Source organism: Ureibacillus endophyticus (genome assembly GCF_024159215.1).
Lineage (GTDB): Bacteria > Bacillota > Bacilli > Bacillales_A > Planococcaceae > Ureibacillus > Ureibacillus endophyticus.
Window position 1 is genome coordinate 2,315,978 of record NZ_JAMYWW010000001.1, and the last position, 18,508, is coordinate 2,334,485.

Annotated in this window: 20 protein-coding genes; 2 read left to right on the forward strand and 18 right to left on the reverse strand. The window is 35.1% G+C overall.

What is annotated here, in order from left to right; genetic code table 11:
* Positions 1–59: 59 nt before the first annotated feature.
* The 5 genes from hemW to gpr form a co-directional block, all read right to left on the reverse strand.
* Complete coding sequence (gene hemW / locus NKR20_RS11425) at positions 60–1,199, reverse strand: radical SAM family heme chaperone HemW (RefSeq protein WP_121213336.1); 1,140 nt, start codon at positions 1,197–1,199, stop codon at positions 60–62.
* Between the two features lie 254 nt (positions 1,200–1,453).
* Complete coding sequence (locus tag NKR20_RS11430) at positions 1,454–1,777, reverse strand: hypothetical protein (protein WP_253426833.1); 324 nt, start codon at positions 1,775–1,777, stop codon at positions 1,454–1,456.
* Between the two features lie 198 nt (positions 1,778–1,975).
* Positions 1,976–3,808 carry a translation elongation factor 4 gene (lepA, locus tag NKR20_RS11435; RefSeq protein WP_253426849.1) on the reverse strand — a complete coding sequence of 611 codons (1,833 nt, stop codon included), beginning with the start codon at positions 3,806–3,808 and terminating at the stop codon, positions 1,976–1,978.
* Positions 3,809–4,075: 267 nt separating this feature from the next.
* Positions 4,076–4,960 carry a stage II sporulation protein P gene (gene spoIIP, locus NKR20_RS11440; RefSeq protein WP_253426853.1) on the reverse strand — a complete coding sequence of 295 codons (885 nt, stop codon included), beginning with the start codon at positions 4,958–4,960 and terminating at the stop codon, positions 4,076–4,078.
* 48 nt (positions 4,961–5,008) lie between these two features.
* Complete coding sequence (gene gpr / locus NKR20_RS11445) at positions 5,009–6,046, reverse strand: GPR endopeptidase (RefSeq protein ID WP_253426856.1); 1,038 nt, start codon at positions 6,044–6,046, stop codon at positions 5,009–5,011.
* A gap of 164 nt (positions 6,047–6,210) precedes the next feature.
* Between gpr and rpsT the strand changes: the two genes are divergently transcribed.
* Positions 6,211–6,462 (forward strand): 30S ribosomal protein S20, encoded by a 252-nt coding sequence (gene rpsT, locus NKR20_RS11450; RefSeq protein WP_121213340.1) that lies wholly within the window; start codon positions 6,211–6,213, stop codon positions 6,460–6,462.
* 120 nt (positions 6,463–6,582) lie between these two features.
* Here rpsT and holA read toward each other — a convergent pair whose 3' ends face one another.
* Positions 6,583–7,593 carry a DNA polymerase III subunit delta gene (gene holA / locus NKR20_RS11455; protein ID WP_253426867.1) on the reverse strand — a complete coding sequence of 337 codons (1,011 nt, stop codon included), beginning with the start codon at positions 7,591–7,593 and terminating at the stop codon, positions 6,583–6,585.
* Between the two features lie 174 nt (positions 7,594–7,767).
* Between holA and NKR20_RS11460 the strand changes: the two genes are divergently transcribed.
* A complete protein-coding gene (locus NKR20_RS11460) occupies positions 7,768–7,932 on the forward strand; it encodes a YqzM family protein (protein ID WP_121213342.1) in 165 nt (54 codons plus the stop codon).
* Between the two features lie 47 nt (positions 7,933–7,979).
* Here NKR20_RS11460 and NKR20_RS11465 read toward each other — a convergent pair whose 3' ends face one another.
* From NKR20_RS11465 to NKR20_RS11520, 12 genes are all read right to left on the reverse strand, one after another.
* Positions 7,980–10,136, reverse strand: coding sequence for a DNA internalization-related competence protein ComEC/Rec2 (locus tag NKR20_RS11465; RefSeq protein WP_366519723.1), 2,157 nt, complete (start codon positions 10,134–10,136; stop codon positions 7,980–7,982).
* Positions 10,137–10,245: 109 nt separating this feature from the next.
* Complete coding sequence (locus tag NKR20_RS11470; RefSeq protein WP_253426869.1) at positions 10,246–10,818, reverse strand: ComE operon protein 2; 573 nt, start codon at positions 10,816–10,818, stop codon at positions 10,246–10,248.
* A 65-nt stretch (positions 10,819–10,883) separates the two neighbouring features.
* Positions 10,884–11,519: a helix-hairpin-helix domain-containing protein gene (locus tag NKR20_RS11475; protein WP_253426877.1), complete on the reverse strand. Its 636-nt coding sequence runs from the start codon at positions 11,517–11,519 to the stop codon at positions 10,884–10,886.
* Between the two features lie 81 nt (positions 11,520–11,600).
* The gene (locus NKR20_RS11480; RefSeq protein ID WP_121213345.1) at positions 11,601–12,347 is read right to left on the reverse strand and encodes a class I SAM-dependent DNA methyltransferase; all 747 of its coding nucleotides are present in this window, start codon (positions 12,345–12,347) and stop codon (positions 11,601–11,603) included.
* A 2-nt stretch (positions 12,348–12,349) separates the two neighbouring features.
* On the reverse strand, positions 12,350–12,688 hold the full coding sequence (gene rsfS, locus NKR20_RS11485) for a ribosome silencing factor (RefSeq protein WP_121213346.1): 339 nt from the start codon (positions 12,686–12,688) through the stop codon (positions 12,350–12,352).
* A 43-nt stretch (positions 12,689–12,731) separates the two neighbouring features.
* On the reverse strand, positions 12,732–13,286 hold the full coding sequence (gene yqeK / locus NKR20_RS11490) for a bis(5'-nucleosyl)-tetraphosphatase (symmetrical) YqeK (protein ID WP_121213347.1): 555 nt from the start codon (positions 13,284–13,286) through the stop codon (positions 12,732–12,734).
* Positions 13,273–13,845 carry a nicotinate-nucleotide adenylyltransferase gene (locus NKR20_RS11495; RefSeq protein WP_121213348.1) on the reverse strand — a complete coding sequence of 191 codons (573 nt, stop codon included), beginning with the start codon at positions 13,843–13,845 and terminating at the stop codon, positions 13,273–13,275. Before NKR20_RS11495 ends, yqeK begins: the two co-directional genes overlap by 14 nt.
* A 13-nt stretch (positions 13,846–13,858) precedes the next feature.
* Positions 13,859–14,164, reverse strand: coding sequence for a ribosome assembly RNA-binding protein YhbY (yhbY, locus tag NKR20_RS11500; protein WP_253426887.1), 306 nt, complete (start codon positions 14,162–14,164; stop codon positions 13,859–13,861).
* An 18-nt stretch (positions 14,165–14,182) separates the two neighbouring features.
* The gene (gene aroE, locus NKR20_RS11505) at positions 14,183–15,019 is read right to left on the reverse strand and encodes a shikimate dehydrogenase (RefSeq protein ID WP_253426889.1); all 837 of its coding nucleotides are present in this window, start codon (positions 15,017–15,019) and stop codon (positions 14,183–14,185) included.
* Positions 15,020–15,941: 922 nt separating this feature from the next.
* A complete protein-coding gene (gene yqeH, locus NKR20_RS11510; protein ID WP_253426893.1) occupies positions 15,942–17,045 on the reverse strand; it encodes a ribosome biogenesis GTPase YqeH in 1,104 nt (367 codons plus the stop codon).
* The gene (locus NKR20_RS11515; protein WP_253426895.1) at positions 17,042–17,566 is read right to left on the reverse strand and encodes a YqeG family HAD IIIA-type phosphatase; all 525 of its coding nucleotides are present in this window, start codon (positions 17,564–17,566) and stop codon (positions 17,042–17,044) included. Before NKR20_RS11515 ends, yqeH begins: the two co-directional genes overlap by 4 nt.
* A gap of 142 nt (positions 17,567–17,708) precedes the next feature.
* Positions 17,709–18,491, reverse strand: coding sequence for a phosphatidylserine decarboxylase (locus NKR20_RS11520; protein ID WP_121213353.1), 783 nt, complete (start codon positions 18,489–18,491; stop codon positions 17,709–17,711).
* Positions 18,492–18,508: the final 17 nt, after the last annotated feature.

Below are 18,508 nucleotides of genomic sequence, written 5' to 3' on the forward strand. Positions count from 1 at the left end.
TAATACTTATTTTAAATTATCAAATCTCTAAAATTATGTCAACGAAAACAACCTTAATCTTAAAGTAAAAATTGCTGAAACACTTCATTACCAATAAAACGACCTTTTCTTGATAACCTGACAAACCGTCCATCATCAATCAATAAACCATTATTCACTAATTGCTGAATTGTATCAACGAATAAACTTTTTAAAGGAGTACCGAATTTCCTTTCAAACTCATCAAATGAAACACCTTCATTTTTCCTTAAACCTAAAAACATCTGTTCCTCAATCATTTCTTCCTTGGTTACTTTATGAGTACTTAATAATGGACGACTCGAATCATTAATTGAAGAAATGTATTTTTTAATCGGTCCAATGTTTGAATACCGATCTCCATTTAAATAACCATGGGCCCCAGCTCCGAATCCTGCATATTCATCATTATCCCAATAAATTTTATTATGTGTAGATTGGTAACCATCTAACGCAAAATTACTAATTTCATACTGTTTAAGGCCATTCTGTTCCATTTTATTCATTAGTAGATCATACATATCCGCCTCTAATTCTTCTGTTGGTAGATTTAACTTTCCTTTAGCATAGCGAATATAAAAAATCGTCTTTGGTTCAACAATTAAAGAATATGCTGAATAATGTGGGAGTTTTAATTGGAAAGCTTTATTTAAAGTGTCTTCCCACTGTTCCATTGTTTGACCAGGTAACCCATACATTAGATCGATACTAATATTTTCAAAACCAACTGCTTTAGCGTGCTCTATCGTTTCATAAACATGTTCATTTGAATGAGTTCTACCTAATTTTTTTAATAATTGTTCATCAAAGGATTGAACTCCCATGCTTAATCGATTAACTCCACCACTTTTTAAAGCTTTTAATTTATCAATAGTCAATTCATCAGGATTTGCTTCAGAACTGAATTCAATTACCTTATTTGTTGGCAAGTATTTAGCAATTAAATCTAGTAGACGTTTGATTTGTTCTGCTGATAAAGCAGTTGGCGTTCCTCCACCTAAGAAAATTGTTTCGATGTTATCAAATTTCCCCGGCATCTGTTGAACGACCAATTCCATTTCTTTTCCGACTGCTTCAATATATTCATCGACTGGCTGATTTTTAAAGAATACTTTATTAAAATCACAGTAATTACAAATTTGATGACAGAAAGGAATATGTATATAGACACCGCGCGCCATTTGTTTCCCTTCTTTCCTTAATTTCTAGTGCTAACCTTTATTGTACCCTTAGACTATAAAAATTCAATTTAATCGCACATAAAATAACAAAATACAACATTTAACTGCAGAAAACTATAGTACTTCACTGATTCTAAATGGGTAACTTTTTTAAAAAGTTCATCCTTATTGGTAGTGTAACAGCACTATATAACTTGTCCTAATCAAAAAAGCCCCAATAATTTGCTTATAGGCAAACTTGGGGACATTTCAAATTAAATCGCATATGCAACTTGTTCACTGTGAAGTTTATGTAATAATTCAACTGCGCTTATTGTAGAAAATTTTTCTGAAAAATCTAGTGCTTCATTTTGTGTTTTAAAAGTAAATGAGCCTAATTCTTTTTCAATATTAAATTTATCGTTATCTAATTTTATTAAATATACACGAATTCTAGGACGATATGGTTTTTCAAGATTAATATTATCACTTGCAATTAATGTGCCAAAAGTCGGATTTTCCTCATTAACTATTGTGTTAATTACAACCAAATCATCTAGTTCAAACCAACTTGGAATATTGACTACTACGTTACTCATTGTTCATAACTCCTCCCTGTTGTTCTTCACATGAAGCTAAACACCCATAAATATCCAGTTTCCAGATATTCACTCACCTTCCACTAATAATATTGTACTATATTTGTTTAGGTAGAGGGAAGGAATTTTTGAAATATTCCACCAATTCAAAATTTCTATTTTAAAAAAACCGCCACATTTTCGTGACGGTTCCATTTTTTACTTTTTATTCGTGTCATCCATTTTCAACACAGCCATGAATGCTTCTTGTGGTACTTCTACAGAACCAACTTGCTTCATACGTTTTTTACCTTCTTTTTGTTTATCAAGAAGTTTACGTTTACGCGAAATGTCACCACCGTAACATTTTGCTAATACGTTTTTACGTATTGCTTTAATTGTTGAACGAGCAATAATTTTTTGACCAACAGCCGCTTGAACTGGGACTTCAAATTGTTGACGTGGGATTAGCTCCTTCAATTTCTCTACGATTACTTTTCCTCGTTCATAAGCAAAGTCACGGTGTACGATAAAGCTTAACGCATCGACTTGTTCACCGTTAAGTAGAATATCCATTTTACTTAACTTAGAAGGCTTGTACCCTGCTAATTCATAATCGAAGGATGCATAACCTTTTGTATTTGATTTTAAATAATCGAAGAAGTCATATACGATTTCCGCTAACGGCATATCATATTGAATACTTACACGCGTTGTATCGATATAGTCCATACCGATGAAATTACCGCGCTTTAATTGACAAAGTTCCATAACAGCACCGACAAAATCGTTCGGTACCATAATTGTCGCTTTTACATAAGGTTCTTCAATGCGATCAATTTTTTGTGGGTCTGGCATCATAGATGGGTTATCGATTTTAATTGATGTTCCATCTGTTAAGAATACTTCATAAATTACGGATGGAGCTGTCGTAATTAAATCAATGTTAAATTCACGTTCAATACGCTCTTGAATGATTTCCATGTGTAATAATCCTAAAAAACCACAACGGAAACCAAAGCCTAATGCTTGTGAAGTTTCTGGTTCATATTGTAATGCTGAGTCATTTAACTCCAATTTTTCTAGTGCCTCACGTAAGTCATTGTAACGTGCTGTATCAATCGGATATAGACCACAATATACCATTGGATTTAATTTACGGTAACCTGGTAACGGTGCTGCAGCAGGATTAGTTGCAGATGTTACTGTGTCCCCTACACGTGTATCTCCTACATTTTTAATAGATGCAGTTAAATAACCAACATCCCCAACAGTTAATTCTGTTTGAGGTACAGCTTTTGGTGTGTGGATACCCACTTCAACAACTTCAAACTCTGCACCTGTTGCCATCATGCGAATTGTATCGCCTGGTTTTACAGTACCATTTACAATACGTATAGAAATAATTACACCTTTATAAGGGTCATATAAAGAGTCGAAAATTAATGCTTGCAATGGTGCATCTGGATCCCCACTTGGCGCAGGAACTTTTTCAACAATTTGTTCTAGAATTTCTTCTATACCGATACCTGCTTTTGCAGAAGCTAAAACTGCTTCTGAAGCGTCTAGCCCAATCACATCTTCTATTTCTTGGCGTACACGTTCTGGATCAGCAGCAGGTAAATCAATTTTATTAATAACAGGTAAAATTTCTAAATCATTATCTAATGCAAGGTAAACATTCGCTAATGTTTGAGCCTCGATTCCTTGAGCAGCATCAACTACTAATATTGCACCTTCACATGCTGCTAATGAACGAGATACTTCATAAGTAAAATCGACGTGTCCTGGTGTGTCGATTAGATGGAATGTATATGTCTCGCCATCTTTTGCTTTGTACTTTAATTGTACTGCATTTAATTTAATTGTAATTCCTCGTTCACGCTCTAAATCCATCGAGTCCAATAATTGGGCTTTCATTTCACGTTGCGTAACCGATTTTGTCTGCTCTAAAATACGGTCAGCTAAAGTAGATTTACCGTGATCGATATGTGCAATTATAGAAAAATTTCGTATGTTTTCTTGGCGTTTTAAACGTTCTTCCCGATTCATGTTATGTCCACTCCCAATCAAATACGCCTCCCGCGCTTATTCTACACACTTGTAGAAATAATGCCTTAAATACAATCTTAGGCATGCGCTGGAGGCTTTAACCTTTATCAGTATAAATTTTACTAATAAATTATTTTAGAAACTTTCTTGTGAGAAAGTCTTTATTACTATTTTAAAAAAGGCTAAACTAATTTGAATTATAGCAGTGAGACATAACCTTTAGCAATGTTGAGTGAGAAAAAAATTTACAAACAAATAAATACACAGTTATTTTTTAGCTATTTGCTGATTGACGAAAGATTTTGAGATTGCCTGTGCCAAAACAGCAATTGTTCGATATACTTCATCTTCTGTGTTATCAATACCACCAATTTCGATTAAAAGCAGGGATTTAGATAAGTCTTGATTATAAACCCCGTCTACTCCGGCACCTTTCTTTTCGATAATGCCTCTTGATAGATTCGGAACGATTTTATTTAATGTTTGACTCAGAGTATTTGCATAAGAAAGGTTTGACTTATAATTTGGATTTTCCGCACCAATAACAAAGGCTACCTTAGCATACTTTACCTTATTATGCGTAATAGTCGATTTATCAGCCCCTGTTGCATCCCTATGAATATCTAATATGAGGTCATAACTATTTTGTTCCAATTCCTTACTAATATAAGGTCGAACTGTTTTGTATGCTGATGCCATTGTCACGCCCTTTTGTTTCATTACTGACATAACATCAACATCAAGAGTCTTTGCATTAAGCCCGTTTAACCGAAAATAATCTTCCATCACTTGGGACATGGTAAACAAATTTGTTTGATCATCATAAACAGCTACCTTGCCCTTTTCGGTTTTTACAAATGGCTTATAGGTTTCATGAGAATGCGTAAATACAAATAATACATCAAAAGAATCTACTGAAGGGGTAACGTCTGTTTCCGTTTGGGTTTGCTCCTCGGGTGTAATCTCTACAGGTGTGTCTGTTGGAGAAGCTTCTTGTGTACTAATATCCGCTGATGCAAAGACGACTTGCTTTTCTTCAACTTGAGGAGGTTCATATTTTTCGTTGTTTGGAAAAGGCAATAGTCCTGCAATGATGGGTAACATAAAAAAGAAGAATAAAAAAACTGCTAGAACTTGAACTTTTTTTAACATGACATCCTCTCCTTCCACTACATTATGGAGAGAAGAGGATGTTTAGAACTACTTTGATTTTTTAACTTTTTGATCCAACCAACTAAATAAACATTTACTAATTAATAGAGAATATTTAGTAATCCATACGTCTACTTCTTTAGGAGTTACAATCAATCTTTCAGGATGAGATGCAAAAGCTTCTTCAAATAATTGAAGTCGATCATTTGTAGACCATGTAGACCATTCACCAAAAATAGGTTTAATTAAATCTAAATTTACTTGAGCATTTGGGTCTGGAGTCCATGAGCGAACAGACAATTTACCAGAAGGCTTATTTTTTTCCTCAATTCTTGCAGCTATGGATCTAAATACATGGTCAATTGCATCAGCAATAATGACTGTCGCATCAACTACAGTAGGAACACCAATCGCTGTTACAGGTACTCCCATTACTTCCTTTGAAACTTCTGTTCGTTGATTCCCTACCCCTGAACCTGGATGGATACCAGTGTCTGTAATTTGAATCGTTTTACATAACCTTGAGCTACCTCTAGTTGCTAAAGCATCGATTACCAGAACAAGGGATGGTTTTATTTTTTCTGTTAAGGCAAGAATAAAATCACTTGTTTCAAAACCAGTTTGACCAGTTACTCCAGGTGCGTACATAACGAAATGGTCACTAGGATTTTCCGATTGCTCCGTTTGCATCGCATCAATAGCAAATGGCCCAACTGCATCAGGTGTAATTGTCTTATTACCAAGACCTACAACAAGAATTTTACTATCTTGTTTAATTTCAATATCTTTATGGATATCATCTAAATATTTTGTGAAGGCTTTTTCTAATTGTTCAAAACCATTTTGGTCATCTATTGTTAAAGTCGGAACAGAGAGCGTAATATATTTCCCTTCTTTTTTACCAATTTGCTCCTGCCCTATTTTATCTACATTAACTCTAGTTATTTTGACTCGACCTTCGTTAAATTCCTCAATATTGACACCGCTCGATTGTTGTAATCTTTCCTTTTGTTGCTTGGTCTGATGCTCAACTACCTCTTTTGATTCATCAATTAAATCGGTTCTGCTCCAGTTAACTTCTATCATTATTAATCACCTCATAAATATGTTGGTCAAACTGTCAAGTAAATATTCTTTGCATTTATGTATTGCAATTATTCTCATGGTTTGGTAGAATGATTTTTGTTGTATTGACAAACGCAATAGTTGAGAAGATACTCATCTCGTACCTTATTTAGGAGGTGAAAGATATGCCAAACATTAAATCTGCAATTAAACGTGTTAAAGTTGCTGAAAAAGCAAACGTTGCTAACTCTCAAGCAAAATCTGCAATGCGTACTACAGTGAAAAAAGCTGAACAAGCTATCGCTACAGGCGCTGATAACGCTAAAGAATTAGTTGTAGCAGCTTCTAAAGCTCTTGACACAGCAGCTTCTAAAGGTCTTATCCACAAAAATGCAGCTGCTCGTAAAAAATCACGTCTAGCTAAAAAAGCTAACTAATGAAACTGCGAAGATCAATTCTCTTATGGGAATTGATCTTTTTTCATTTGGCTATTTCTCCAAAATCTATCATAAGAAACAAAAAACCACCCTCTTAAGGATGGTCTTTTTCATCGGTCTTTATAGAGCTCTTAATAAAAACATTTCTAATAATCGCTCTCGATTTCCCCCAGTAGATTTTAATTTCAAATCGATTTCAGCTAAATTATGTAACGCTTTTAGTAATCTTTCTTCACTTGGTCGATTGCGATTTTCCAACATCAACTTTACACGGTAAGGATGTATTTTTAATTGTTTTGAGATTTGAGTTGGATGATAGCCCTTTTTTTGCAAGTAATAAACATTGTTCATTGTACGAATATTAGATGAAAGAAGACCAACAAGCATAATAGGCTCTTCCTTTTGACGAAGTAAATCATGATAAATCTGTACAGCCTCCGCATTTTGACGGGATAAATAAGCATTTAACATTTTAAAAGCATCATGCTCCAACGTTTTAGCAACAAGGTTTTCTACAATATCTACTGTAATATAACTCTCTTCCCCTAAATACAAACATATTTTTTCAATTTCAATCTGTAATTGAAGCATATTTGCTCCAACCATTTCTACCAATTTATCTACTGCTTCATCATAAATATTTTTATTAAAACGACTTACTTCTGTTCGAATCCAAACTGCCAAATCGTTTTCTTTCGGTGTTTCTGCATGAAGCATCACACTTTTTTCTTTCATTAATTTTGTTATTTTCTTCCGTTCATCTAATTTTTCATAAGGAGCAATCAGAATTGTTACTGAAAAATCAGATGGGTGGTTTAACCAGTTTTCAAGCCGTTTTAAATCATGTTCTATCTTTTCTTTACCTTTTTCAGCTGCTTTTAAAAATGAAGCATTTTTAGCAATCACAAGTTTTCTTTCTGAGAAAAAAGGAAATGTATCAGCTTCATCCATCATCAAATCAACAGGAGACTCTTCTAAATCAAAAATGGATGTTTCAACTTCTTCTGTAGTACTTAAAGCATTCTTTATACGTTTTACAGTTTCATCTACAAAATAGGATTCCTCACCATAGATGCAATAAACAGGAGCGATTTGTCCATTATTAATATCTTTCCATACTTTTGTAAACATTTTGTGCACTCCTTATTGTTATACTAATATTAGTATACATGTTTTTTTATTTTTGGTCGTAGGTATGTATAAATTGTGTCAACAATACAAAAGGTAGTTAATAGAATTTGGCAGATTCTATATAGATTTTTACTATGTATTGACTTATAATTACTTTGAGTAGGAGGGATAGGTATGGCTTCACATAATGAAAACGTTGTAACACACAATCCTTTTGAAGGTAAAAATGGCGCTTCAATGCGTAACCAAGCAACAGATGCTGCAGTAGGATTTGGTGTTTCTTTCGTATTCTTCGCACTTATGTTTATTATTGCAACAATTATTGATGTAGCATCTTAATGCTATTAGGAAAAAGGACTTCTCTTTTCGAGATGTCCTTTTTTCTCTTATTTAGGATAACTGATATCCATTTGGTTATCCTTAACTGATACTTCGATAGTTCCTACTTCACCGGTTGTTAGTATATTCAAATTTAGCTTTTGAAATCTTTCTACTACTTCATTATGAGGATGTCCGTAACGATTATTTTCACCTGCACTGAAGATTGTTAAATTAGGTTTTAAATTCGAAACAAATTCTTCACTACTTGATGTTTTACTGCCATGATGTCCTGCTTTTAATAGCTGAATATCTTTTAAATAAGGGTACAGTCGTAACATCACTTCTTCCCCCTCTTTCTCAAGGTCACCTGTAAATAAACCTCGAAACGTCCCGCTTGTAATTAAAAGCACAAGAGAATCATTATTCCCTTCATAATTAGTCTCTACTGGCCATAGATAACTAAATGAAATCTCATCAATTTTCCAAGAGTTGGATGCCATTTGTTCTTTAACCGGAACCTTTTGATTTTTAGCTTCGGCTAATAAGTCCTTCATCACGTCTTTATGATAAGAATTAGGACTAATGTGTATTTCTCCTATTCTAATCTCTTCTAAAACCTCCTCTGCACCTTCAACATGGTCTGCATCTGCATGGGTAATAATTAACTTATCTATTTTTGTTATTCCCTTCCCTTTTAAATAGGGTACTACGACTTGTCTCCCCACTTCATATGGGCGATTATTTACTTTCCAGGCATCTTGATCAAATCTTAATAATCCACCAGTATCAATCATGTAAACGGCCTTTCTCCGTGGCAATTCCACAAGAATACAATCCCCTTGTCCAACATTAATAAAAGTTATTTTCAAATCGCTAAATAGCTTTCCTGAGAAATGGAGTATTACTAGCGGTATACACAATAGCAAAATGGTTTTAACTAATTTTGATTCGTTCTCTAGCATATAAAAAACGATAAAAATTGATAGATATGCCACAATCATTAATACAACTGTTGGTTTCCCTGGGTTCCACATTTGATAGGGAAGGCTTTGTAAGAAATTAATAATATTAGTTAATAACTCCCGAATAGGTTCATATAATGTGAATAATAAATTAGACAATAACCTTGGAGCAAATGATGCGACTAATAAAAGTATATTAATAGGTAAAATAACAAAACTAAATAGAGGTACAAAGAGAATATTAACAAAAAAGGATGAGATACTTATCTCATAAAAGTGGAAAAGTAAAAGAGGATAAACGAGTAACTGACATACAAAAGTAATGAAAAAAGACTGTACAAGCCAAGAAGAAAATCGTTGAAGAATTTTTCCTGAATAAATTAAACTTGCTGTCGCTAAATAAGACAGTTGAAATCCTATCTGGTAAATAGACCATGGCTCAATAAATACAAATAGAATAAACGTTATCGATAATGCATCATCCACTGTTAAACGCCATTTTAAACGGCTTATGAGTAGTAGCTCGACTACAGTTACTGCCCGCCAAACGGAAGGGGCACCACCGGCAAGTATGCCGTATATCGGAAGGATAACTAGAAGAATCAACGTTGCGAATTCTCTTCTTATTCTTAAACGTATTAATCCTTGAAAAAATATGAGTGTTACAATAGCAACATGTAGCCCAGAAATCGCAAATAAATGGGTGATCCCAAGCTTTTGGTAGGCTCTAGTCATCTCATCATCAACTTGTTCTTGTAACCCTATGAGCAAGGCTTGTGCTTCGCCTATAAGGGATTCAGGAAATGCTTGTTCTATATGCATTTTTAGTTTAAAACGTTGTTGATTTATTTTCTGAGCGATGGATTTTTTTGTACCAACATAAGACCATTTTGATATTTCTAGAGTCCCGATAGCACCGTTACTTTTTAAATATTTTTTCATATTAAAAGCATATTGATGTGCTGGTCTATTTGGCTCTACAAGTTCACCAGAGACTATAAATTGTTCTCCAGCTAATGAAATATGTTTATATTGTTCTATTTCGTTTTCAGAGGAGAAAGTATTCACTACATAAATCTTTCTACCTTGTGAGTCTTCCATAAAACCGCGCAATTTATTACCACTAAATTTATATTCATGTGTCCAAGTTAAAGTTTCCGGCAAAGGTAGTGGCATTTCTAATTTCTTTACCTCATCTGAAACATAATAATAGAATACGAAACAAGTGATGATTACACCGATTATATGTGCAAAATGCAATTTCTTATAGATGAGAAATAAAACTAGAAGAATTAGTATAAACAAAAGCCTCACCGATTCGAAGGCTGCTATTATGGCAACTAGAATTGATAAGGCATAGTAAATCCATTTACATTTGAACGATATCAAATAACGATTTCACCTTCTCTTCAAAAGGTTTTAATTCTTCTTCTGATGCACCAAGACTCCGAAGTTTCGTTAGCATCTCAATAGCTAAATCTAACTTTTCATCCTTTAAAAAATCGATTTTTGACTCTTCAAAAGGAATTTGAACGACATTTACTTTTGCTTTTTCAAATAGTTCCATAGCATATGGACTATTTTTATAATCGTTGGAATAGTAAACATTTTTAATTCCTGCTTGAATGATGGTCTTTGTACAATGTAGACATGGAAAATGAGTAACATAAATATCAGCACCATTGGATGATGTTCCATATTTTGCACATTGTAATAATGCGTTCGTTTCTGCATGTATAGTACGAACACAATGATTATCTACGACATAACACCCTTTTTCAATGCAATGTTCATCGCCTGAAATCGACCCGTTGTAGCCGCCACCAATAATTCTTTTATCTCGAACTATCGTTGCCCCAACAGCAAGTCTTGTACAAGTGCTTCGTAAAGCTAATAAATGACTTTGTGCCATAAAAAACTGATCCCAAGTAATTCGCTCCATATGACTACCTCCAAACTCTATTACACTTAGTTTAGATGTAAAAAAAGAATCATGCAATGTCATATCTACTTAATATCTATTAATTCTTTTAATTTTTCGAAGGTTTTGTCACCAATACCAGAGACATTTGTCAAATCTTCAATATTTTTAAATGAACCAGTTTCTTCTCTGTACGCTATTATCGCTTGAGCTTTAGATGGTCCGATGCCAGGAAGAGTTGTAAGTTGTGATTCATCTGCTGTATTAATATTTATTTTCCCGGCCGAATTTTTTGATGCTTGTCCTCTCGTAACAGTTTGTTCTATTGGAAGATCTGCTAGTTCTTCTCCCTTTTTAGGAATATAGATGACCATTTCATCTTGAAGCTTTTGTGCATGATTTACTAGGTTTGTTTCTGCTTCATTTGTATATCCACCAGCAAGTTGGATTGCATCAATTACTCGATCTTCCGTTGTTAACTCGTATACACCAGGAGAAACTACTTCACCTTTCACATCAACCATAATATTCAAAATAGTAGGCTGTTCATCGATTTTATTGTCAGTATTAAATTGTTCGCTTTGTTGTTGTGGAATTGTTGTTATACTTTCAAAGGATTCTTCCTTTGAGTCTTGTTGAAGGTAATAAAAAAGGATAAGGATTAAAACAAAGCCGGGGAATAGCAGTGTTTTAGTATATTTTTGCAAAAGATGCTTAAACATAAAAACACCTCACAACAGAAGGTGTCATATGGAGTATACAAATAATATACATAATTTCCCTTCTGTTGAAAAGGTGTTTTTTTATTTAATTGCACGTATAAAGATTCGTTCACTTTCATCTGTTGGATTTTCATTATGCCAATCAGCTGTAATTTCAACTTTAGAAAAGCCAATATTCGTCAACCATTCAACATATGTCTCTAATGGAAAAGTTCTTTGAAAATGTTCTTCGTCAAACCGTTCAAAAAGTTCTGTCGTTTCATCTTTTACAAAGAAAGTCATCTGATGATAAACCGAATGTTCATAATCAGCAGGTTCAGTATACCAAATATAAGTAATATTTCCATCATCATAAGTAAAAGGACTATCCATGAAAATTTCATCCATCTTATAAAGGGAATGCACATCAAAAAATAATTGTCCACCATCCCGTAAAATGGTATAGATTCTTTTCAATGTTTCTACTACCGAACTTTCCTCATGTAAATAGTTAATTGAATCAATCGGTATCGTAACAACATCTATTTCTGAAAAACCTTCAATTTGGTCCATCGACATTGCAAACAGAGGTATTGAAACCCCTACCTCTTGAAAGCGATCATTTGCAACAGCCAACATTTCCTCAGATAAATCAATGCCTGTTACATCATATCCAGCTTGATGAAATTGTAAGGTAAGAGTACCTGTACCACAGCCCACATCTATTAAAGTCGGGTAGTCATTACTTGGTGCATATTTCATAACCCAATTGACATATTCATCGTAAGGTATATCTTGCATTAGCTCATCATAAATATGAGCGAATCGTTGATAACTACTTTGTGACATAATTATTGAATATCCAATTGAGGAGCATCTCCCCAAAGTCTTTCTAAATTGTAAAATGCTCGTTCATCTTTATGGAAGATGTGTACAACTATATCTCCAAGATCGACTAAAATCCAACGAGCTGAATCAAATCCTTCCACTCGTTTAATGCTATAACCATTTTCTTCAGCTTTTTCTTGAACTTCTCTTGCAATAGCTTGAAGTTGACGGTCTGAATTACCGTGACAAATAATGAAATAATCTGCTAATAAGGAGATATTTTGCATATTTAGGACAACAATATCTTCCCCATGTTTATCGTCTATTGCTTTATAAGCTATTTGTAATAAGTTTTCTGACATTCTTCACTGTTCCTCTCTTTTATGCGTTCATCATTTCAAATTTTTAGGAAATGATGTCGTTAAAGCATTCAACTGATACTGGAAAAATTGGTTGCTTTGTTTGCACTAAAAATGTTAATGAGTGACTAACACAAGCTTCCAAAGCTAAATCTAAATTATCCTTTGCAATTTGGCGCAAATTCTCAACACCTGGAAATTTACGATTTGGTTCAATCATATCTGCAATGTAAATAATTTTTTCCAACTTTGACATTCCAGCTCTACCTGTTGTATGGAAACGAATCGCATTCAAAATATCTTCGTTAGTAATATTAAATTCATGTTGCGCTATCCATGCTCCTACAGGGCCATGCAAAATTTCTGAACCCCATTCGAGGAGTCTAGAATCAAGTCCATTCGTTTGAACTATCTCACGCATCCAATCTTCATCTGCGTATTTTGCAATATCATGTAAAATGGCTGCAGTTTCAGCTTTTTTTTCATCTTCACCGTATTGTTTTGCTAAAGATATAGCTGTTTCCATTACACCAATAGTATGAATATATCTTTTTTCAGGCATACGTGTTTTCACGATAGCTAAATAATCATCTCGCTCCATACAAACCTTCCTCTCGAATATATTCTTGAACACCTTCTGGCAACAAAAATTTTAACGTTCCACCATTTTTTAACCGTTTCCGAATTAACGTGGAAGATAAATTCAGCTCTGGAGCCTCTACCATCGTGATGTCATAGGAAGTTGTAGATTTCGTACCAGGTCGCTTTAAACCTACAAACTTAACAATTTGAACTAATTCATCGATATTGTGCCAAGTATGGAGGGAGTCGATCATATCGCCGCCAATAATAAAATAAAACTGAACATCCGGCTCTCTTCTACATAATTCAACCATTGTTTGATATGTATAAGAAATGCCTCCCATTTCTAACTCAATTGTTTCCATTTTAAAATGTTCATACGGTTCGATTGCAATTTCAACCATACGCAATCGGTTTTCCATAGAGGCATCCTCAATCATCTGCTTATGTGGAGCAATAGCATTTGGCATAAAACGGACTTCATCTAGTTGCAAAGCATCGTACGCCTCATTTGCCATTATTAAATGTCCAATATGAGGAGGATTAAATGTTCCTCCCAAAATGCCAACTTTTTTCATCCGATAATACACCTTACTTTTGGCTCGGTTTTGGTAATACAATTTTTTTATTATTTCGTGATTCCTTATAAAGCACAACAGTTAAACCAATTAATTGAACTAACTCAGCACCTGTTCCTGCTGCAAGAGCTTCTGCAACATCATCTTTTTCTTCTTCACAATTGTCTAGAATTCGTACTTTTATTAACTCGCGAGCTTCCAATGCATCACGTAATTGACGGAGCATTTGATCATTTACCCCACCTTTTCCAACTTGAAAAATTGGTGTTAAATGATGAGCCTCAGCTCGTAAAAATCGTTTTTGTTTGCCAGTTAGCAATTTTAGTTCCTCCTAAATTTAACAGGTTGTTACCTGTAATTCATCTATTAATTTTTTTGTTGTATGTTCTGTATTTGGGTATTGTCCTAACCAATGATTAAAGGCAATCGCTCCTTGATGAACGAACATCCCTAGCCCAGTTACAACAATTGCGTCTTTTCTTTGAGCTTCCAATAAAAATGGCGTCATTAAAGGATTATACACAATATCAGCCACAATTGTCCCTTGTTGTAATTTTTCTAAAGAAAGTGGTAGGCTAAATTCACCATTTGCTAAGCCAGCAGAAGTACATTGAATTATAATACCAAAATCGTCTAATCTTTGTTCTGCATCAGCTAATGATAACGCTTGTCCTTCACCTAGTTCACGAATGATTTCTTTAGCCTTTGCAACGGTACGATTTGTAATTGTTAGATTACGATAACCATAAAATTGAAGAGCAAACGCAATCCCTCTTGCAGCCCCACCTGCTCCAATTAACAGTACTGATTTTCCCTTTTGACCATCCCCAACTGCTTCTTCAAGAGAATGAACAAAACCTGGACCATCCGTATTGTAGCCCTTTAATTTCCCATCAGCAGTACGAACAACTGTATTAACAGCCCCCATTTTTTCCGCCATTTCGTCCAGTTCATCTAGAAATGGAATAATCGCCTGTTTATGAGGAATCGTCACGTTCCAACCACTTGCTCCTAAAGTTTTTAAAGAAGCGATTGCTTGTTCTAATTGTTCACTCTTTACATGAATTGGAATATAGGTTGCATCAATATTCAGTTCATCAAACCAACCATTATGCATGGCTGGTGATTTCGAATGCGCTATTGGATCACCAATAACAGCAAACCATCTCTTCATAATCATCAAACCCCTTTATATAGAAATGCGGAAGCGGCTCGTTTAGGCTCGACACGCGCTGGAAACTTCGACAAGAAGGCGCTTTTTGCCTTCGTAGGAGAAGTTGAAGCGACGCGAGAGTCTAGCCGCTGTAGCTAGACAATCCGAAATGCGGAGCGCGTTCGTTCATCCGTGAAAGAAACTGGCCGACAAAACGCCACATCCTGTGTCATTGTCGGCACTCGTACATCCTTGTACTTCGGAGACTTCTGACAAGTGTGCTTGCACACGTAGGAAGAAGTTGAAGTTTCCGAACGGCTAACGCGCGGAGCTAGACATCTCCGAAATGCGGAGAACGCTTGCCCAGCTCTGACAACAACTGGAGGAATCGACAAAAGGGCGCTTTTTGCCCTTGAAGGCGATTCTGAAGTTGTCGAAGAGCTAGCGTTCGCAGCTAGACAATCCGAAATGCGGAGAACGCTTGCCCAGCTCTGACAACAACTAGAGGAATCGACAAAAGGGCGCTTTTTGCCCTTGAAGGCGATTCTGAAGTTGTCGAAGAGCTAGCGTTCGCAGCTAGACATCTCCGAAATGCGGAAGCGGCTCGTTTAGCCTCGACACGCGCTGGAAACTTCGACAAGAAGGCGCTTTTTGCCTTCGTAGGAGAAGTTGAAGCGGCGCGAGAGCCTAGCCGCTGTAGCTAGACAATCCGAAATGCGGAGCGCGTTCGTTCAGCCGTGAAAGAAGCTGGCCGACAGAATGCCACATCACGGAGCATTGTCGGCACTCGTACATCCTTGTACTTCGGAGACTTCGACAAGAAGGCGCTTTTGCCTTCGTAGGAGAAGTTGAAGCGGCGCGAGAGCCTAGTCGCTATAGCTAAACATCTAGAAATGCAGAAGTGGCTCGTCCGCGCTCCGAAAGAACAGTTCAAATTACCCCATTATATTAACGAAGGACGAATAAACACTTCTACCCCTTTTGGAGCATGGGCTGCAACGACTACATTCGGATGTTGAACCGTAATCCAGCCTAGTCCTGAAATAACAACGTCCGTTTTTCCTTCTTTCACTGCAAATTCATGACGAACAAGTTCAGGTAGTTGATCAATATACTTTTCAGATGGTGGTGACAGTAATTCACCTTTATGTTCTTCATATAAGGCATCGGCTTTTTCAAGTTTTGTCCGATGAATTGGTAAATCATTTGCGACATAAACTGTAAAAGCAGAACGTTCGCCTTTAATGAAATCAAATCTTGCAAGTGCGCCGATATATAAAGTTTGACCTGCGTTTTGTTGATAAACTTTTGGTTTGATTTCTTTTTTCGGTGTAATGTATTTTAATTCACTATTATCTATATGATGTGCCATTTGGTGATGATTAATTATACCAGGCGTGTCAAATAGTGAAGCGCCATCATCTAATGGAATTTCAATCATATCAAGAGTAGTACCAGGGAAATGAGATGTCGTAATTACATTTCCTTCTCCAGTTGCTTGTTTAATAATTCGGTTAATGAACGTTGATTTACCTACATTTGTACAACCAACAACAAATACATTCTTGCCTTCACGATAATTTTCAATGGCATCAACAACTTCTCTCATACCCATTCCTTTGTGGGCACTTACTAACATAACATCAATAGGTTGTAGTCCTAAATTTTTTGCTTCACGTTTTAGCCAATTGATTACCTTTTTTGGTTTTACCGACTTTGGTAATAAGTCTGCTTTATTCGCAACAAGTAAAACTGGATTTTTTCCAACGAATCGATGCAAACCAGGCAACCAACTACCGTTAAAGTCAAATATATCTACAATTTTTACGATTAAGCCATTTTGCCCACCTAGTCCATTTAAAATTCGTAGAAAATCATCATCCGTTAAACTTACTGGTTGAATTTCATTATAATTTTTCAAACGGAAACAACGTTGGCAAATAACGGTTTCTTTATCAAGAGAAGAAGCTGGAGCATAGCCAACTTCTTTAGGATTTTCTGTTTGAATTACTGCTCCACAGCCAATACAATTTGGCATTTCATTCATTTTTGTTCCTCCCAAGTCTTAATTCCTTTACGCTTTAACATATTAAATACTCGACGTTCTACAAAACGATTAAAAAGCGTAACAAAACCATCCGACTCTGCAACAGGTCGGACTAAGAAAGTATATAAGCTTAAACGATTGGCACCCATAATATCCGTTAACAATTGATCTCCCACCATGGCAACCTCATTTGTTTTTAAACGGATTTCTTTTAATGCTGCATAATAGGCATTTCCCAATGGTTTTCTCGCACGGTAAATAAAAGGAATACCTAATGGTTCTGCAAACCTTTTAACACGTTCCTCATTGTTATTTGATGCAATAATTACTCGAATGCCAGCTTCCTGTAATATGCCTAGCCATTCTGCAATTTCTTCTGTTGCATCAGGTCTGTCCCATTCAATGAGCGTATTATCTAAGTCTGTAATAATTCCACGTATTCCTAGTTTTTCAAGTTTTTCTGGTGTAATTTCAAAAACAGTATTTACATATTCATTCGGCAATAGAAAATTATACAACACTTTAACCCCTTAATTAAATTTTTTCACAATACTGACTTAACAAGCTTTTAAAAGATTTATTAATCAGTAGTTCGTTTAAATACGTTTCAATGAGGAAAATAATCCCCTCAAATCATAAATTTGGTTAACTTTTATTTTTCGATTATATCATAATTGCTATTCGTTCACCCATTTTCACTTCATTGCCATGTTGGATGTTTTCTGTGAAGGATATCGTATTCTCCTCAAAAAACATGACTACCGTTGAACCAAAAGCAAAATAACCAATTTCTTCGCCTTTTTTCCACTGCTTAGACGTATTCGTTAATTTGATACTATTTACAAACATTGCTCCTACTTTTACTAAAGTAAAATTTTTATTATTTTGGTATTGTAACTCACTAATCATACGATAGTTATGGCTTAATGGTGTTTTTCCATATGTTAACCCCATTTTGTTGACTGGGTATGACTTGTTCCCTAAAACATATTGACGAATAACGGCAGCATCTAAAGGGCTATGAATGCGATGATAATTTGCTGGGCTTAAATAAAAGACAATATAACTACCGTTGATATATTTCTTAGCCAATTCTTCCTTACCAAACAGATCCGTTAATGTGTATGGTTTCTCTTTTACAGTAAAAACCGCATTTTCACGGATTGTACCAAAGGATTCAATTTTCGCATCAACCGGACTTACAAACGTTTTATCGTTAGCATCTATAGGTCTAGCATCAGTTTTTAGTTGTCTGGTGAAAAAATCTTGTAAACTTGTAAAACTGTTTATTTCCTTTGAAACTTCTTCAAGTTGTATTTCGTATACTTTACTATACTCTCGAATAAGCTTCTTACTAAATGAAGAGGTTACAAGTCGTTTTAACAAAAAGGAGCTATATTTTCCATTTGTTAATTCGATTAATCGTTGATATATTTTTTCTTTCATTGGTACCTCCAAGTTCT

Excerpts from the sequence above, each read along its gene's own strand:
- NKR20_RS11495 (WP_121213348.1), bottom strand. The coding sequence starts at position 13,845 with ATGAAAAAAGTTGGCATTTTGGGAGGAACATTTAATCCTCCTCATATT.
- yqeK (WP_121213347.1), bottom strand. The coding sequence starts at position 13,286 with ATGGAGCGAGATGATTATTTAGCTATCGTGAAAACACGTATGCCTGAA.
- hemW (WP_121213336.1), bottom strand. The coding sequence starts at position 1,199 with ATGGCGCGCGGTGTCTATATACATATTCCTTTCTGTCATCAAATTTGT.
- NKR20_RS11480 (WP_121213345.1), bottom strand. The coding sequence starts at position 12,347 with ATGTCACAAAGTAGTTATCAACGATTCGCTCATATTTATGATGAGCTA.
- NKR20_RS11475 (WP_253426877.1), bottom strand. The coding sequence starts at position 11,519 with ATGTTTAAGCATCTTTTGCAAAAATATACTAAAACACTGCTATTCCCC.
- yqeH (WP_253426893.1), bottom strand. The coding sequence starts at position 17,045 with ATGAATGAAATGCCAAATTGTATTGGCTGTGGAGCAGTAATTCAAACA.
- aroE (WP_253426889.1), bottom strand. The coding sequence starts at position 15,019 with ATGAAGAGATGGTTTGCTGTTATTGGTGATCCAATAGCGCATTCGAAA.
- spoIIP (WP_253426853.1), bottom strand. The coding sequence starts at position 4,960 with ATGTTAAAAAAAGTTCAAGTTCTAGCAGTTTTTTTATTCTTCTTTTTT.
- gpr (WP_253426856.1), bottom strand. The coding sequence starts at position 6,046 with ATGATAGAAGTTAACTGGAGCAGAACCGATTTAATTGATGAATCAAAA.
- NKR20_RS11460 (WP_121213342.1), top strand. The coding sequence starts at position 7,768 with ATGGCTTCACATAATGAAAACGTTGTAACACACAATCCTTTTGAAGGT.
- NKR20_RS11470 (WP_253426869.1), bottom strand. The coding sequence starts at position 10,818 with ATGGAGCGAATTACTTGGGATCAGTTTTTTATGGCACAAAGTCATTTA.
- holA (WP_253426867.1), bottom strand. The coding sequence starts at position 7,593 with ATGTTTACAAAAGTATGGAAAGATATTAATAATGGACAAATCGCTCCT.
- lepA (WP_253426849.1), bottom strand. The coding sequence starts at position 3,808 with ATGAATCGGGAAGAACGTTTAAAACGCCAAGAAAACATACGAAATTTT.
- rsfS (WP_121213346.1), bottom strand. The coding sequence starts at position 12,688 with ATGTCAGAAAACTTATTACAAATAGCTTATAAAGCAATAGACGATAAA.
- NKR20_RS11520 (WP_121213353.1), bottom strand. The coding sequence starts at position 18,491 with ATGAAAGAAAAAATATATCAACGATTAATCGAATTAACAAATGGAAAA.
- NKR20_RS11430 (WP_253426833.1), bottom strand. The coding sequence starts at position 1,777 with ATGAGTAACGTAGTAGTCAATATTCCAAGTTGGTTTGAACTAGATGAT.
- rpsT (WP_121213340.1), top strand. The coding sequence starts at position 6,211 with ATGCCAAACATTAAATCTGCAATTAAACGTGTTAAAGTTGCTGAAAAA.